At 67.0% G+C, this 16,251-nt stretch carries 10 protein-coding genes; 4 read left to right on the top strand and 6 right to left on the bottom strand.

Going from position 1 to position 16,251, the window contains the following annotated elements; genetic code table 11:
* The first annotated feature begins 69 nt into the window (after positions 1-69).
* From ACR65J_RS03720 to ACR65J_RS03735, 4 genes are all read left to right on the top strand, one after another.
* Positions 70-1,482 carry a family 4 glycosyl hydrolase gene (locus tag ACR65J_RS03720; RefSeq protein ID WP_440166197.1) on the top strand — a complete coding sequence of 471 codons (1,413 nt, stop codon included), beginning with the start codon at positions 70-72 and terminating at the stop codon, positions 1,480-1,482.
* A gap of 76 nt (positions 1,483-1,558) precedes the next feature.
* Positions 1,559-2,824 carry a D-inositol-3-phosphate glycosyltransferase gene (gene mshA / locus ACR65J_RS03725; RefSeq protein WP_440166199.1) on the top strand — a complete coding sequence of 422 codons (1,266 nt, stop codon included), beginning with the start codon at positions 1,559-1,561 and terminating at the stop codon, positions 2,822-2,824.
* A 107-nt stretch (positions 2,825-2,931) separates the two neighbouring features.
* A complete protein-coding gene (locus ACR65J_RS03730; RefSeq protein ID WP_440166200.1) occupies positions 2,932-4,608 on the top strand; it encodes a formate--tetrahydrofolate ligase in 1,677 nt (558 codons plus the stop codon).
* Between the two features lie 489 nt (positions 4,609-5,097).
* On the top strand, positions 5,098-5,715 hold the full coding sequence (locus ACR65J_RS03735; RefSeq protein WP_440166201.1) for an endonuclease domain-containing protein: 618 nt from the start codon (positions 5,098-5,100) through the stop codon (positions 5,713-5,715).
* Between the two features lie 223 nt (positions 5,716-5,938).
* Here the strand turns inward: ACR65J_RS03735 and ACR65J_RS03740 are convergent, their stop codons facing one another.
* The 6 genes from ACR65J_RS03740 to ACR65J_RS03765 form a co-directional block, all read right to left on the bottom strand.
* Positions 5,939-7,024, bottom strand: a complete 1,086-nt coding sequence (locus tag ACR65J_RS03740; RefSeq protein WP_440166203.1) for an inositol-3-phosphate synthase — start codon at positions 7,022-7,024, stop codon at positions 5,939-5,941.
* Between the two features lie 159 nt (positions 7,025-7,183).
* The gene (mgrA, locus tag ACR65J_RS03745) at positions 7,184-8,224 is read right to left on the bottom strand and encodes an L-glyceraldehyde 3-phosphate reductase (RefSeq protein WP_440166205.1); all 1,041 of its coding nucleotides are present in this window, start codon (positions 8,222-8,224) and stop codon (positions 7,184-7,186) included.
* On the bottom strand, positions 8,221-10,011 hold the full coding sequence (gene treZ, locus ACR65J_RS03750; RefSeq protein WP_440166207.1) for a malto-oligosyltrehalose trehalohydrolase: 1,791 nt from the start codon (positions 10,009-10,011) through the stop codon (positions 8,221-8,223). Before treZ ends, mgrA begins: the two co-directional genes overlap by 4 nt.
* Positions 10,008-12,335, bottom strand: coding sequence for a malto-oligosyltrehalose synthase (treY, locus tag ACR65J_RS03755; protein ID WP_440166209.1), 2,328 nt, complete (start codon positions 12,333-12,335; stop codon positions 10,008-10,010). Before treY ends, treZ begins: the two co-directional genes overlap by 4 nt.
* Positions 12,332-14,590 carry a glycogen debranching protein GlgX gene (gene glgX / locus ACR65J_RS03760; RefSeq protein WP_440166211.1) on the bottom strand — a complete coding sequence of 753 codons (2,259 nt, stop codon included), beginning with the start codon at positions 14,588-14,590 and terminating at the stop codon, positions 12,332-12,334. The genes treY and glgX overlap by 4 nt, the downstream gene beginning before the upstream one ends.
* 69 nt (positions 14,591-14,659) lie before the next feature.
* The gene (locus ACR65J_RS03765) at positions 14,660-16,243 is read right to left on the bottom strand and encodes an NAD(P)H-hydrate epimerase (RefSeq protein WP_440166212.1); all 1,584 of its coding nucleotides are present in this window, start codon (positions 16,241-16,243) and stop codon (positions 14,660-14,662) included.
* Positions 16,244-16,251 lie beyond the last annotated feature (8 nt).

A 16,251-nucleotide genomic window follows, 5' to 3' on the forward strand; every position in this document is an offset into this window, starting at 1 on the left:
GACAGGACTCCGGTAGGGGCGTTGGAATTGTATAGACAAGCTGTCGGCGGCTGGTCCTAGACTGCATGCATGCGGCTTCTGATTGCCGGCGGCGGGGGTTTCCGGGTGCCGCTCATATACCGGGCATTGGTGTCCGGCCGCTTCTCCGGGCTGGTCAGCGAACTGGTTCTGCACGACGTCGATCCCGCCCGCCTTGATGCCGTCACCGCCGTGCTGCGCAGTATGCCTGCCGGCGCGGGAGCGCACCTTCCGGTGCACGCCACCTCAGATCTCTCCGCAGCCCTGTCCGGCGCCTCCATGGTCTTCGCCGCCATCCGGCCCGGAGGCACCGCGGGCCGGGTTGCGGATGAGAAGGTGGCGCAGGACCTCGGGCTGCTGGGACAGGAAACCACCGGGGCCGGCGGAATTTCATACGCTTTGCGGACCATTCCGCACATGCTGCACCTTGCCCGGCTGATGCGCGAATGCTGCCCGGACGCGTGGCTGATCAACTTCACCAATCCGGCCGGGATGGTCACCGAGGCATTGCTTCCCGTCCTGGGAGACCGGGTCATCGGGATCTGCGATTCCGCGGGCGGGCTGGTGCAGCGGGCAGCGCGTGCTGCGGGCGTGCCCTTGCCGGAGGGAAGGCTCGACGGCGTGGGCTACTACGGGCTGAACCACCTGGGCTGGGTGTACCGGCTGGAGTCCGGCGGACGGGACGCGCTGCCCGGCCTTTTGGCGGACGCCGGCGCCCTGCAGTCATTCGAGGAGGGCAGGCTCTTCCCGCAGCCATTCCTGGCCACGCTGGGCCTGCTGCCCAATGAGTACCTCTATTACTACTACCAGCGCGACGCCGCCCGCCGGGCGATGCGGGCCATGGCACAGACGCGGGGGGAAACCATCCACAGCCAGCAGCAGGAGCTGTATCCACGGCTGGCCGCCGCCGGCCGCGAAGCATACCGGCTGTGGGAGGAGGCCCGGTTGTCGAGGGAGGAGGGGTACCTGGCCGAGGCCCGGGGCGAGGGCGAGCGCCGGAACGAGGAGGACCTGGCCGGGGGTGGCTACGAACGGGTGGCGCTGGCCGCCATGCAGGCCCTGGCCGGCAGCGGCGGTACCCAACTGATCCTCAACACCCGGAACGCGCTGCCGGTGCCGCCGGCACCCGGGCCAACCGACGTTGCCCCTGCCCCTCTCCAACCCGCCATTCCCGGCCTGCCGGCGGACGCCGTCGTCGAGGTCCCCTGCACCGTCACCCAAACCGGCGCCGTGGCACTGCCCCAGCAGGCGCCGTCGGAACCGCAGTTGGGGCTGCTCCGGCGGGTCAAGGAGGTGGAGCGGTTCGTTGTCCTGGCCGCGGCCACCGGCAACCGTGACGCCGCCGTCCAAGCCTTCGCCCGGCACCCGCTCGTGGATTCGGCGGACCTGGCCGCGAAGCTGATGGCCGGTTATGAGCAGGCGTTCCCGGCTTTAGGGAAGATGTGGGAGGGCGGTGAGCGTTAGCGGAAGGAGTAGTGTTTTATCGAATGCGCACTGAGCCGGCTCCCCTGACACGCGCCGGCGGCCGGAAGGAGGTCCCGTGGCACTGATCCGCAGGGTCGCTTTGCTCTCCCTCCACACCTCCCCCATGGAACAGCCAGGTTCCGGTGACGCGGGCGGAATGAACGTTTACATCCGCGAGCTGGCCTCGGCGCTGGCGGAGGCAGGCGTTGAGGTAGAGATCTTCACGCGCGCCACCTCCGCCGACCAGCCCGTCGTCGAGCATCCCGATCCCGGCGTGTGCGTGCACAACGTCCTGGCGGGTCCGCCCAGGAAGATCCCCAAAGAGGAACTTCCCGGGCTGCTGCACGCCATGGTCGCCGAAATCGAGCAGATCCGCCGCCGCCAGCCGCACGGCCGGTACGACGTCATCCATTCGCACTATTGGGTGTCCGGGATCGCGGGGCTGGAGCTGTCCGAGCTGTGGGGCGTGCCGCTGGTGCACACCATGCACACCATGGCCAAGGTCAAGAACCTGCTGCTGGAGTCCGGTGAGCAGCCCGAGCCCCGGCGCCGCGAACTGGGCGAGCACCGAATCGTCGACGGCGCTGCCCGCCTGATCGCCAACACCAGCTCCGAGGCCGCCGAACTCGTGTCCCACTACGGCGCCACCTACGACCGGATCGACATCGCACCGCCGGGCGTGGACCTGGCCACGTTCACCCCGGCTTTCCGGGCACGGTCCAGGGCCGGGCACGACGTCAGCCCGGACACGTTCCACCTGGTGTTCGCCGGCCGCATCCAGCGGCTGAAAGGCCCCCAGGTCCTGGTCAAAGCCGCGGCGCTGCTGCGGAAACGCCGCCCGGACATCGACCTGCGCGTCACCATCCTTGGTGCGTTGAGCGGCAACAAGGAATTCAACCTCCGCTGCCTGGTGGCAGAGGCGGGAATGGACGACGTCGTCACGCAGCTTCCGCCCGTGAAGGCGCCGGAGCTTGCCTCCTGGTTCCGCGCGGCCGACGTCGTGGTGATGCCCTCCTTCAGCGAATCCTTCGGGCTCGTGGCACTAGAGGCCCAGGCCTGCGGCACGCCCGTGGTGGCCACCCGCGTGGGAGGACTTTCCCGCGCCATCTTCCACGGCCGGACCGGGCTCCTGGTGGACGGCCACCATGCTGCCGACTGGGCCGATGCCCTGGAGGCCCTGTACGACGACCCCGCCACCCGCGAAGACCTTGGCCGCGCCGCCGCCATCCGGGCCCAGAACTCCGGCTGGCAGCGCACTGCCGCCATCACGCTGGAAAGCTACCACGCCGCCGTCGACAACTTCGTAGGCCGACGCCTGGCACCGGCAGTTCCAGCTTCCTGACACTCCTCCGCCTGCCTTTTCCTTCGTCCCCAACCCTTCGTGCCCAGCCCGCGTGCTGTTAGCTTAGGGACAGATGCCGGCGCTGGCCCGTGCAGGAAAGGACAAGGATGTCTGCTCTCCCATCTGATCTTCAGATAGCCCGTGCTGCACGGATCCAACCGATCGCGGATATCGCGGCAGCCGCGGGAATCAACCCCGACGCCTTGGAGCTGTACGGGCGTTACAAGGCCAAGATCGACCCCGCACGCCTGGACGCCCCGCCTCCGGCCGGGAAGGTGGTGCTGGTATCGGCCATGTCCCCAACACCGGCCGGCGAAGGCAAATCCACCACCACGGTAGGGCTGGCAGACTCACTGGCCCGCGCCGGCCACAAGGTCATGATCGCCCTGCGGGAGCCGTCGCTTGGCCCGGTGCTGGGCATGAAGGGTGGTGCCACCGGCGGCGGCTATTCCCAGGTGCTCCCCATGGATGAGATCAACCTGCACTTCACCGGTGACTTCCATGCGATTACGTCGGCCAACAATGCCCTGATGGCCCTGGTGGACAACCACATCTACCAGGGGAACGCCCTGAATATCGACCCGCGGCGGATGACCTTCAAGCGGGTGCTGGACATGAATGACCGTGCCCTGCGGGAAGTGGTGATCGGCCTGGGCGGCCCTTCCCAGGGTGTCCCGCGCCAGGACGGGTTCGACATCACCGTGGCATCCGAAATCATGGCCGTTTTCTGCCTTGCGACGGATATTGCCGACCTTAGGGAGCGCCTGGGCCGGATCACCTTCGGCTACACCTACGACCGCACACCCGTCACGGTGGCGGACCTGGGAGTGCAGGGTGCCCTGACCCTGCTGCTGAAGGAAGCCATCAAACCGAACCTCGTGCAGACCATCGCGGGCACCCCCGCCCTGGTCCACGGCGGCCCGTTTGCCAACATAGCCCACGGCTGCAACTCCTTGATCGCCACCCAGACCGCCCGGCGGCTGGCAGACATTGTGGTGACCGAGGCGGGCTTCGGCGCCGACCTGGGGGCGGAGAAGTTCATGGACATCAAGGCCCGGGTCGGCGGCCTGGCACCCTCCGCTGTGGTGGTGGTGGCCACGGTGCGCGCGCTGAAGATGCAGGGCGGGCTGGCCAAGGCCGAGCTGACCCGGCCGGACCTGGCCGCGCTGGAAGCAGGGGTGGAGAACCTGCGCCGGCACATCCGCAACGTGGAGAAGTTCGGCGTGATCCCCGTGGTGGCCATCAACAAGTTCTCCTCCGATTCGCCCGAGGAACTGGACTGGCTGCTTGCCTGGTGTGCGGCTGAGGGTGTGCCGGCGGCCGTGGCGGATGTGTGGGGCCGGGGCGGCGGCGGGGACGGCGGTGACGAACTCGCGGCTTTGGTTGCCGAGGCGGTGGCCGGGCCGAACAGCTTCCGGCACCTCTACTCGCTGGGCCTCTCAATAGAGGACAAGATCCGGACGATTGTGCAGGAAATTTACGGCGCGGACGGTGTGGACTTCTCCGTCCCGGCCCTGAAGCGGCTCGCCGATATTGAGCGGAACGGATGGAGTTCGCTGCCAGTGTGCATGGCCAAGACGCAGTACTCCTTCACGGACGACGCCTCCCGGCTGGGCGCCCCCAAGGGCTTCACCATCCATGTCCGCGACCTGCTGCCCAAAACCGGCGCGGGCTTCATCGTGGCCCTGACGGGGGCGGTGATGACCATGCCGGGCCTGCCCCCGGTCCCGGCTGCGCTGCGAATGGACGTGGACGCGGACGGCAACCCCATCGGCCTCACTTAGCAACCCCCGCTCACCTCTGGCAGCCCTTCCAGCAACCCCCGCTCACCTCTGGCAGCCCTTCCAGCAACCCCCGCTCACCTCTGGACCGCTTAATGAGCGCCTGTGGATAACTTCCGACGGACGCCCACTGCTTGTATGAGAATGCAGTATGCGATCCCGCCCGCCTCTACCTGACCGCCTCGCCAGCAGTCCTTTTACGCTTGAGAATTCGAGGAGCGCAGGAGTCCAGCGCAGCCGCTTGCGACGCACAGATGTTCAGCACGTCAGCCGCGGACTCTACCGTCCGGCAGGCTGGGATTTCTGTCTGGCGGAGGCCGCCCGGCCTTGTCGGAAGCTACGCCCGGAGCCTGGATTTCACACGTGACAGCAGCGAGGCTCCGAGGCTCTCGCCTGCCCCCTTGGCTCTCCGACTCCAACGAGCTGCATATCAGCAAACCCACTGCCTTTCCCGGAGCCCGGAGAAGAGGAATCTACGGCCATCGAGTCATAGTGAAGCCTGGTGAGGTCGAGTTCGTCGAGGGGATATGGATCAGCACCAAGGCACGAACGTGGTTGGACATGGCACGGCAACTGCCTTTGAACGACTTGGTCGCTATGGGAGACGAACTCATCCGCATACCCCGCCCGGAACTTGAGGGCAGGGAGGGCGCATACTCAACAGTTGAGGACCTGCGGGGTTTGGTCGCCCGACATCCAAATCTTCAAGGCGTTGTTCGTGCCAGGCAAGCACTGGACCTGATGCGGGTCGGATCGGACTCTGCGCCAGAGACGTTCCTTCGATTAGCCATGCTGGACGCCGGCCTTCCCGAACCCGAGTTGCAGGTCGGGCTTCGCCCCGGGGATCCACGTGCGCCGTCCGCTGACCTCGGCTTCAGACAGCGAAAAGTTGCTGTCCAGTACGACGGCGGCCATCACCTGTTGGAACCGCAGCGGCTGAGTGATCGGCGCAGGGACAAGGCCTTTGAGGCGGCCGGTTGGACAGTCATCATTGTCGACAACTCGGATCAGGAAGATGGTTTCGCTGCCGCGATCAAGAAAATCAAAAGAGCTTTCAGGACGTCGGTGGCCGCCTCCACGGTGGCTTCTGGGTTCGCAGAGGAGCACTGACCCAGTAGGGAAGGCCCTGCGTGCCCGCCCAAGGTGAGCGGGCGATCCGGAAAAACATGCCAAAGGTGAGCGGGCGATCCGGAAAAACATGCCAAAGGTGAGCGGGCGATCCGGAAAAACATGCCAAAGGTGAGCGGGGGATTGCGAAAGGCAGGTCAAAAGTGAGCGGGCGTGTTAACGCGGGACGCTCCCCCACCCGGGCGGGTGAGGGAGCGTGCCGGATTTAGCGCTCTACGTCGCCGCGGATGAAGGCTTCGACCTTTTCGCGGGCGAGGTCGTCGTTGAACTGCTCCGGCGGGGACTTCATGAAGTAGCTGGAGGCGGAGAGCAGCGGGCCGCCGATGCCGCGGTCCAGGCCGATCTTGGCGGCGCGGATCGCGTCGATGATCACACCTGCGGAGTTCGGGGAATCCCAAACTTCCAGCTTGTACTCCAGCGACACCGGGGCGTCACCGAAGTTGCGGCCCTCCAGGCGGACAAACGCCCACTTGCGGTCATCGAGCCACTGGACGTAATCGGACGGGCCGATGTGCACGTCCTTGGCAGCCAGTTCGGCCTCCACGTTGGAGGTCACGGCCTGGGTCTTGGAGATCTTCTTGGACTCCAGCCGGTCACGCTCCAGCATGTTCTTGAAGTCCATGTTGCCGCCGACGTTCAACTGGTAGGTCCGGTCCAGGGTCACACCCCGGTCTTCGAACAGCTTGGCCATGACGCGGTGGGTGATGGTGGCGCCGATCTGGCTCTTGATGTCGTCCCCAACGATCGGAACACCAGCGGCGGTGAACTTGTCGGCCCATTCCTTGGTGCCGGCAATGAACACGGGCAGGGCGTTGACGAACGCGACGCCGGCATCGATCGCAGCCTGGGCGTAGAACTCGGCAGCCTCCTGTGAGCCGACCGGCAGGTAGCAGACCATGACGTCCACGCGGGCGTCCTTGAGCGCCTGGACAACGTCCACGGGCTCTTCGGTGGACTGCTCGATGGTCTCGAGGTAGTACTTGCCCAGGCCGTCCAGGGTGTGGCCGCGCTGGACGGTGACGCCGGTGGGCGGAACGTCGGCGATCTTGATGGTGTTGTTCTCGCTGGCAAGGATGGCATCGGAAAGGTCAACGCCGACCTTCTTGCCATCAACATCGAACGCAGCAACGAACTCAACGTCACCGACGTGGTACTGGCCGAACTCAACATGCATCAGGCCGGGGATGGTCTCGTTGGGGTCGGCATCCTTGTAGTACTGGACGCCCTGCACCAGCGAGGCGGCGCAGTTGCCGACGCCCACGATTGCAACACGGATGGGATGTGAAGACACAGAACTCCTTTGGGGACAAACGTCAGCCGGCCTGGTTGGCCTCCGAAGAACGGACGACGGCGGCCGGCTGGCATTGCGCCACACGGCGCTTTTTCATACTACCGAAGGAGCGGGACCGGGCGCTGTCACGCCCGGTCCCGCCCCGTAAAGAAAGCCAGCTCAGACGTTCTGCTTCCACAGGTTGATGTCTGATTCCACGGCGAATTCGTCGATTGCCGTGAGCTCCTCATCCGTGAAGTTGAGGTTGTTGATGGCGGACAGTGTGTCCTCCAACTGCCGGACGCTGGAGGCTCCCACCAGCGCCGAGGTGACAGGTGAACCCTTGGGCTGGTCCCGCAGGATCCAGGCGATGGCCATCTGGGCCAGGGACTGTCCGCGGCCCTCGGCGATCTTCCGCAGTCCGCGCACCCGGTCCAGCTTCTCCTCCGTAATGGAGTCCTCGGAGAGGAACCGCGCCTTGGCTGCACGGGAGTCCTCAGGGATGCCATGGAGGTAGCGGTCCGTGAGCATCCCCTGCGCCAGGGGCGAGAAGGCAATGGACCCGGCGCCCACCTGGTCAAGCACCTCGTACAGGTTCGGCGGGCCGTCCTCGGTCCAGCGGTTGAGCATGGAATAGCTGGGCTGGTGGATCAGCAGCGGCGTCCCGAGTTCCTTGAGGATCCGGGCGGCCTCGAGGGTCTGCTCCGGGGTGTAGGAGGAGATCCCCGCGTACAGGGCCTTCCCGGATCGCACGGCGTAGTCCAGGGCGCCCATGGTTTCCTCCATGGGCGTCTCGGGGTCCGGGCGGTGGCTGTAGAAGATGTCCACGTAATCCAGGCCCATCCGCTGCAGCGACTGGTCCAGGCTGGAGATCAGGTACTTGCGGGAACCCCATTCGCCGTACGGGCCGGGCCACATGTAGTAGCCGGCCTTTGTGGAGATGACCAGTTCGTCGCGGTAGGGCTTGAAGTCGTCCCGCAGGTGCCGGCCGAAGTTCGTTTCCGCGGATCCGTCCGGCGGGCCGTAGTTGTTGGCGAGGTCAAAGTGGTTGACGCCAAGGTCGAAGGCCCGGCGGAGGATGTCCCGCTGTTCATCGAAGCGCTTGTCGTCGCCGAAGTTGTGCCACAGGCCCAGGGAGATGGCCGGGAGTTTGAGCCCGCTGCGGCCTACACGGCGGTAGGGCATGGTTTCGTAGCGGTTGTCCGCTGCTGTATAGGTCATGCGTTCTGTCCCTCTTGATCGCTTTCAATGATCGCGGCACTCCAGGGCGCCATGGCCAGGGCCCCGCCGTCCAGCCCGGTCCCGTCGTCCGTAGCGAGCAGGACGCTGCCGGAGGCATCGTCCAGCCGGACCTTCGAGTCGGAGAAGTTCACCAGCACCTCGACGGAACCGCGCCGGAAGCGCAGCCAGCCGGCGTCGTCGTCGAACGACACCTCTGTCTCGCCGAACCCAAGCCCCGCCAGGTCAGGATGCGAGCGGCGGAGCGCTGTCAGCGACCGGTACAGCTCCAGGAGCCGCGCGTGGTCGCCCGTGGCGGCCTCGGCCCAGTCCAGCTTGGACCGGCGGAAGGTTTCCGGGTCCTGCGGGTCGGGTACGACGGCGGGATCCCACCCCATGCGCTCAAATTCCTTGATGCGGCCTTCCGCGGTGGCCTTCCCGAGCTCGGGTTCCGGGTGGGAGGTGAAGAACTGCCAGGGCGTGGAGGCCCCGTATTCCTCGCCCATGAACAGCATGGGCGTGAACGGGGAGGTCAGCGTGAGGACCGCGGCCACGGCCAACTGCCCGTAGGACAGCGACTGCGAGAGCCTGTCCCCCGTGGCTCGGTTGCCGATCTGGTCGTGGTTCTGGTTGCACACCACCAGCGCCGCCGGCTGGGCCAGCGAGGCGTTGATGGGCCTGCCATGGTGCCGGCCGCGGAAGCTGGAGTAGCTGCCGTCGTGCAGGAACCCGTCCTTCAGGACCTTGGCCAGCACGGCCAGGGACTCGAAGTCCGAGTAGTAGCCCGTGGTTTCGCCGCTGACGCTGACGTGCACGGCGTGATGGAAGTCGTCGCTCCACTGCCCTGCCAAGCCGTACCCGTTGACGTCCCGGGGATAGATCAGGCGGGGGTTGTTCAGGTCCGACTCCGCGATGAGGGTCTTGGGCAGCCCGGTTTCCGCCGCAACGGCATCGCCCAGGGCGCCAAGGTCCTCCAGGATGTGCACGGCCCGCTCGTCCCGCAGCGCGTGCACGGCGTCGAGCCGGAGCCCGTCCACGTGGTAATCGCGCAGCCACAGGGCGGCGTTGTCCAGGATGTATTCACGCACCACATCGGAGCCGGGCCCGTCCAGGTTCACCGAGTCGCCCCAGGTGTTGGCGTCGCCCTGCTTCAGGTACGGGCCGAACTTGGGGAGGTAATTGCCGCTTGGTCCCAGGTGGTTGTAGACCACGTCCTGGATGACGCCAAGGCCTGCGGCATGGGCAGCGTCGACGAACCGCTGGTACGCGGCCGGCCCGCCGTACCCTTCGTGCACGGTGTACCACTGGACGCCGTCGTAGCCCCAGTTGTGCGTTCCGTTGAAGCCGTTGACCGGCAGCAGTTCCACGAAATCGATGCCCAGGTCCACCAGGTAGCCCAGCTTGTCCACCGCAGCGTCCAGGGTTCCTTCAGGGGTGCAGGTGCCCACGTGGAGCTCGTAGATGACGGCCCCCTGCAGGTCCTTGCCGCGCCAGCCGGAATCCTGCCAGGCATAGGCGGCGGGATCGTAGGTGCGGGACTTTTCGTGGACGCCGGCGGGCAGGCGGCGGGACCGGGGGTCCGGGACAGGGGTGGTGTCCCCGTCCAGCAGGTAGCCGTAGTCCACGTCCCCGTCCGCCGGGGCGTCAGGTGCTGTCCACCACCCTTCGGAGCCGGGCGCCGTGTCCTTCTTCTGCATGGGGTATTGCCGGCCGCCAGCCAGCAAAACCACCGATGAAACGTCCGGCGCCCACACATCGAAGCGCTCGGGTCCTACGTTGACCAGGGTCATGCCTTTTCTCCATCCACGGGTACCAGCAGGGCCACCGGGTAGGTACCCAGGACGTCCGCCACCAAAACCTGGCCGGGTCCGTAGCCGGCTCCCGTGAGTTCGTCACGCATGGCAGTGGAAAGGTCGACGGCGGTGTCCCGCCATCCGCCGTCGGCCTGCAGTCCGGCGGGCAGCCGGGTGGCCAGCGTGAGGGCGCCGGAGGAAGCGTCGGTTCCGCGGCTGAACGCGAGCAGGTGTCCGGCGGCTGCGCCGGTTGCTGCCACCGGGGTGTAGCCCTGGAACAGGTCCGGACGGTCGCGGCGCAGGCGCAGGGCCCGAGAGGTGACCAGCAGCTTGCTGGCCTCTGTGCCCGCGTCCGGCAACGTGCCGGCGTCGAGCTTTGCCAGCTCCGCTTGCCGTGCACCGAAGTCCACGGGCCGGCGGTTGTCCGGGTCGGTGAGTGAGCGTTCCCAGAACTCGCTGCCCTGGTAAACGTCCGGCACGCCGGGCATGGTCAGCTGGACCAGCTTGGCGGAGACGGAGTTGGCGGCGGCAAAATCGTCGATGCGGGCGACGAAACCCTCAACCACCTTGGCGACCCTGGCGTCGTCGAAGACCGCATCCACGGCAGCTTTGACCTTGGACTCGAAGTCCTCGTTGGGATCGGTCCACTTGGTGGAATTGCCGGCCTCCCGGGCCGCTTTTTCCGCGTAGCCCTGGAGCCGTTCCCGGCTTGCCGGCCAGGCTCCGACGATCGCCTGCCACAGCAGGTTCTCGTAGGGTCCGTCCGGAATCGGCGCCAGCCCGCGGAGCGTCGCCAACGTTTCCGCCCACTCTTCCGGCAGCTCGGCCATGACCGAGATCCGCGCCCGGGCATCCTCGCTGCGTTTGGTGTCGTGGGTGGACAGGGTGGTCATGGACAGCGGCAGCTCCTGCTGGCGCCGCTGCATCCGCCGGTGGAATTCCTCCGGCGCCACGGCGAACTCGGTGGGCTCGGCGCCCACCTCGGTCAGGGTGCCCAGCCGGGTGTAGCGGTAGAACGCGGTGTCCTCCACGCCCTTGGCCATCACCATGCCGGAGGTCTGCTGGAACCGGATGGCGATGGGATTGGCAGGGTCCAGCAGCAGCGGCAGGAGGGTTCCCACGGGTACTTCCAGGTCCGGCCGGTGCGCGGCGGCCGACTCACAGGCCTCCTTGAGGACATCCGCGCCGATGGGCAGATAGGACCGGTAGACGGGGAAGGACGCGATGATCTCCGCGATGGCGTCGGCGGCTTGGTCCACGGTGATGCCGTAGGACTCGGGAACCAGCCGGGCCAGGCGCAGCACCTCGGAGCGCAGGATGCCGTCGGCGATCATGCGCTTGGTGCCGCGGATCATCTCTGCGTAGTCGGCCGGCTCAGGCGTTCCCCGCAGCGAGGCGTCCAGGGCGTCCAGGCCCTGCTGTCCTGCCGGGTCAACGAAGAGCCGGTCCACGTCCGCCAGTGCGTCATAGCCGGTGGTTCCTTCGCAGGCAAAGTCCTGCGGCAGCACCTCGCCGGGTTCAAGGATCTTCTCCACCAGGACGTAGGCCCCGCCGCTGAGGTCCTTGAGCCAGCGGAGGTAGCCGGCGGGATCAGCCAGCCCGTCCGGGTGGTCCACGCGGAGCCCGTCCACCAGGCCCTCGGTGAACCAGCGGCCCACCTCGGCATGGGCCTTCTCGAAGACGGAGGGCTCCTCCACGCGGATGCCGGCGAGCGTGGTGACCGCGAAGAAGCGCCGGTAGTTCAGTTCGGCATCCGCGCGGCGCCAGTCCATCAGCTGGTAGTGCTGGCGGCTGTGCACGTCCTGCGGGGAGTCGCCCTCGCTGTACGTACCCTCGGCCAGCGGGAAGCGGTGGTCGTAGTACCGGAGTTCGCCGTCCTTGATCTCCAGCTTGTCCAGGTCGGCATCCGAGCCCAGCATGGGCAGCCGGACCTTTCCGCCGCCCAGGTCCCAGTCGACGTCGAACGCTTCGGCGTAGGGCGATTCGCGGCCTTCCTTAAGCAGGGAGCACCACCAGGGGTTCTGGATCGGGGTGGCCACGCCCACGTGGTTGGGCACGATGTCCACCAGGACGCCCATGCCGTGCTCGCGGGCTGCCTTGGAGAGGGCCAACAGGCCTCCCGGACCGCCGCGGTCCGGATCCACGGCGGAGGGGTCGGTCACGTCGTAGCCGTGGTCCGAGCCCTTCTCCGCAGTGAGGATGGGCGACAGGTACACCCAGTCCACGCCAAGGTCCTTCAGGTACGGAACCGTGGCGGCGGCGTCAAACAGGGTGAAGCTGCTGCGGATCTGCAGCCGGTAAGTGGAGACCGGGGCCCTCATGCTTTCGTGTCCGCTTCGGCGCCCGTTGCCCTTGCCTCGCTGGCTTCGGCCGCCTTGGTCTGGGCGTCCACCATTTCCTCCTGGGCTTCCTCATGCTCGGCCATGGAGGCCAGCGAGGCCGCGGCGGACAGGTCCACTTCTTCCTCGGGGCCGGAGTAGGCGCGCAGCACCACCATTGACTTCGCCTCCAGGGTCAGTGTCGCTTTCGCCTTGAGGGGCTCGTAGGCGTCGGCCTGCTTGGCCGTATCGATGAGCACCTCCCAGTACTGCGAGTACTCGTCGGAGGGAAGGCAGAAGTCAACCACGTCGTCGTGCGCGTTGAACGCCATGATGAAGCTGTCATCGGTGATCCGGCGGCCGCGTGAATCCTGTTCCTGGATGCCGTCACCGTTGTAGAACACGCCGATGGTCCGGCCGAAGCCGCTCCCCCAGTCTTCCGGCAGCATTTCGGTGCCGTCAGTCTTCAGCCAGACAATGTCCGGCAGCTTTTCGCCTTCGCCACGGCGCACTGGGCGGCCGTCGAAGAAGCGGCTGCGGCGGAACGTGGGGTGGTCGTGCCGGAGCTTGTTGACGAAGGCAGTGAACTCCACCAGCGGCTGGTCCATGGCTTCCCAGTGGATCCAGCTGAGCTCGGAGTCCTGGCAGTAGGTGTTGTTGTTGCCCTGCTGGGTGCGGCCCAGCTCGTCGCCGTGCAGCAGCATGGGGACGCCCTGGGAGAGCAGCAGCGTGGCGATGAAGTTCCGCTGCTGGCGGGCCCGCAGGGTCAGGACGGTGTCGTCATCGGTGTCACCCTCCACGCCGCAGTTCCAGGACCGGTTGTGCGATTCGCCGTCGTTGTTGCCTTCGCCGTTGGCCTCATTGTGCTTCTCGTTGTAGGAGACCAGGTCCCGCATGGTGAAGCCGTCGTGGGCGGTGACGAAGTTGATGGACGCGACCGGGCGGCGGGCCGAGCTTTCGTACAGGTCGGCGGAGCCGGTGAGGCGTGACGCGAACTCGCCCAGGGTGGAGGGCTCGCCACGCCAGAAATCGCGGACGGTGTCGCGGTACTTGCCGTTCCATTCCGTCCACTGCGGCGGGAAGTTGCCCACCTGGTAGCCGCCGGGACCAACATCCCACGGCTCGGCGATCAGCTTGACCTGGGACACTACCGGGTCCTGCTGGATGAGTTCGAAGAAGGTGGAGAGCTTGTCCACATCGTAGAACTCACGGGCCAGGGTGGAGGCAAGGTCGAAGCGGAAGCCGTCCACGTGCATCTCGGTAACCCAGTAGCGCAGGGAATCCATGAGCAACTGCAGGGAGTGCGGGTGGCGGACGTTCAGCGAGTTGCCGGTACCCGTGTAGTCCATGTAGTGCTTGAGGTCGTTGTCCACCAGGCGGTAGTAGGCCTGGTTGTCGATGCCCTTGAAGGACAGCGTGGGGCCCAGGTGGTTGCCCTCCGCGGTGTGGTTGTAGACGACGTCGAGGATCACTTCAATGCCGGCGCGGTGCAGGTCGCGGACCATGGCCTTGAATTCCTGCACCTGGTGCCCCACATCGCCTGTTGCGCTGTAGCTGTTCTGCGGCGCGAAGAAACCGATGGTGTTGTAGCCCCAGTAGTTGTTGAGCCCCTTCTCCTCCAGGGTGCCGTCGTTGACGAACTGGTGGACGGGCATGAGCTCGATGGCGGTGACGCCAAGCTTCTTCATATGCTCGATGACCGCCGGGTGCGCCACGCCGGCATAGGTGCCGCGCTGCTCTTCGGGGATCTCCGGGTGCAGCTCGGTGAGGCCCTTGACGTGGGCTTCGTAGATGACCGACTGGTGGTACGGGATCTTCAGCTGGCGGTCGCCGTCCCATTCGAAGAACGGGTTGATGACCACGCCGTGCATAGTGTGCGGCGCGGAGTCGGCATCGTTGCGGGAATCGGGGTCGCCGAACTCGTAGGAGAACAGGGCAGGGTCCCAGTCGATCTGGCCCTGGATGGCCTTGGCGTAGGGGTCCATCAGCAGCTTGTTCGGGTTGAAGCGGTTGCCGCTTGCGGGGTCGTAGGGCCCGTGCACCCGGTAACCGTACTTCTGGCCTGGCTGGATGTGGGGCAGGTAGCAGTGCCACACGTAGCCGTCCACTTCAGTGAGCTCGATCCGGGTCTCGGTCAAGTCGTCGGCCAGGAGGCAGAGTTCGACCCGTTCCGCCCGTTCGCTGAACAGGGCGAAGTTGGTGCCGGTGCCGTCAAAGGTAGCTCCCAGCGGGTAGGCGTTTCCAGGCCAGACTTCCATCGTGCTCCTCATTATTTTGTCAGCAGCAGACGGCATTGGAACGCCCCTACTGCTGGTGCGAACTAATGCCTACCGTAGTGGTTGGCTGTGACTATTACGTTTCCAGGCTCCATAGTTACTAAGCATGCTGACTTTACCCCAGATTTCGGGTAGGGCGTCCGCGATTCCGCCAGCGGCGATCGGGCCGCCGGACACAGCCTCCGAGGCCGCCCGCCCCGCCTGGCCGTGCAGTGCAGCACCCAGCGCGGCGATGGCGCCCCACCGCCCGTCTGCATCGACGCCCAGATTACTGAAGCGGCCGACGTCGGACCCCGCCTGGGCAAGCAGCGCACCAATGACGCCGGCCAGCACGTCCCCGCTGCCGGCAGTGGCGAGCCAGGGCGTGCCGTCGGCCTGGCTGAAGGTGGCGCCCCAGGGTACGGCGACGAGGGTGGTGGCACCCTTGAGCAGGACGGTGGCGCCGGTGCGGTCAGCCGCGTGGCGGACGGCAGCGAGCGTGCCCGCTTCCACAGCTTCCCGGTCCTCACCGCGGCCGAGCCGCTGGAACAGGGAGGCGAGCTCCCCGGCGTGCGGCGTCAGCACCACGTGCGGGGCGAGGATGGCCGGCAGCGCGGGCAGCGCGCCGGCGTCGGCCACGACCGGAAGGTCCGACGCAATCGCGTCCCGTGCCCGGGTCAGCTGCTCATGATCCCGTGGCCCCATGCCCGAGCCCACCAGCCAGGCCTGCACGCGGTTTTCCGAAACGGTTCCCGTGCTGCAGACAACCTCGGGGCAGGACTGGCGGACCAGGCGGGCCACCGACGGCGGCCCGAGGTACCTGACCATGCCCACTCCGGCGGCCAGTGCGCCGCGGCATGCGAGGACGGCAGCGCCGGGGTAGTCCTCGGAGCCGGCCACCACGCCCAGCACGCCGCGGGAGTACTTCTGCGCCCGCCGGGCCGGGTGCGGCAGGAGCCGCGCCATGTCTGCATCCTCGAGGCGGCGCAGGGACGGCTGCGGCAGGTGCTCCTCAATCCCGATAGGCACCACCAGCACCCGGCCGGCAAAGTCTGCGCCGGGGTCGGCCAGCAGCCCGTTCTTCGCTCCCCCGAACGTCACGGTCAGGTCAGCCGGCAGGACGGGGGCGGCGGCCTCACCGGTGTCCGCATCGACGCCGCTGGGAAGATCGCAGGCCACCACAAGGCCGTGACGGTCTGCGTCCGCGACAGCCTTGACCAGGTCCGCGGCAATCCCCCGCAGCCCGCCCTTGGCGCCGGTCCCCAGTACCGCATCAATGACGACGTCGGCCCGGGCGGCTTCTGCACCCAGTTCCTGAAGTGCCGCTTCAGTGAGCCGCTGCACCCGGCCGCCCGCGCGCTCAAACGCGGCCAGGCCGGCCGGATGGGCCGCATCCCCGGTGAGGACCGCCGTCGTACGCATTCCGCGGGCCGCCAGGAAGGCACCGGCGAACAGGCCGTCGCCGCCGTTGTTGCCCTTGCCGGCCAGCACCAGCACCCGCGAACCGTTCAGCCGCGTGCCGCGGGACTTGAGTTCATTGACGACGGCGTTGGCCAGTCCGTGCGCGGCGCGCTGCATGAGCGCGTCCCCCTGTCCGGCGGCCAGGAGGGGTTCCTCTGCGGCCCGGACCTGCGTTCCGGTGTAGGCGCTGATCATGCGGCGGA

The organism is Arthrobacter sp. SAFR-044 (assembly GCF_059414985.1).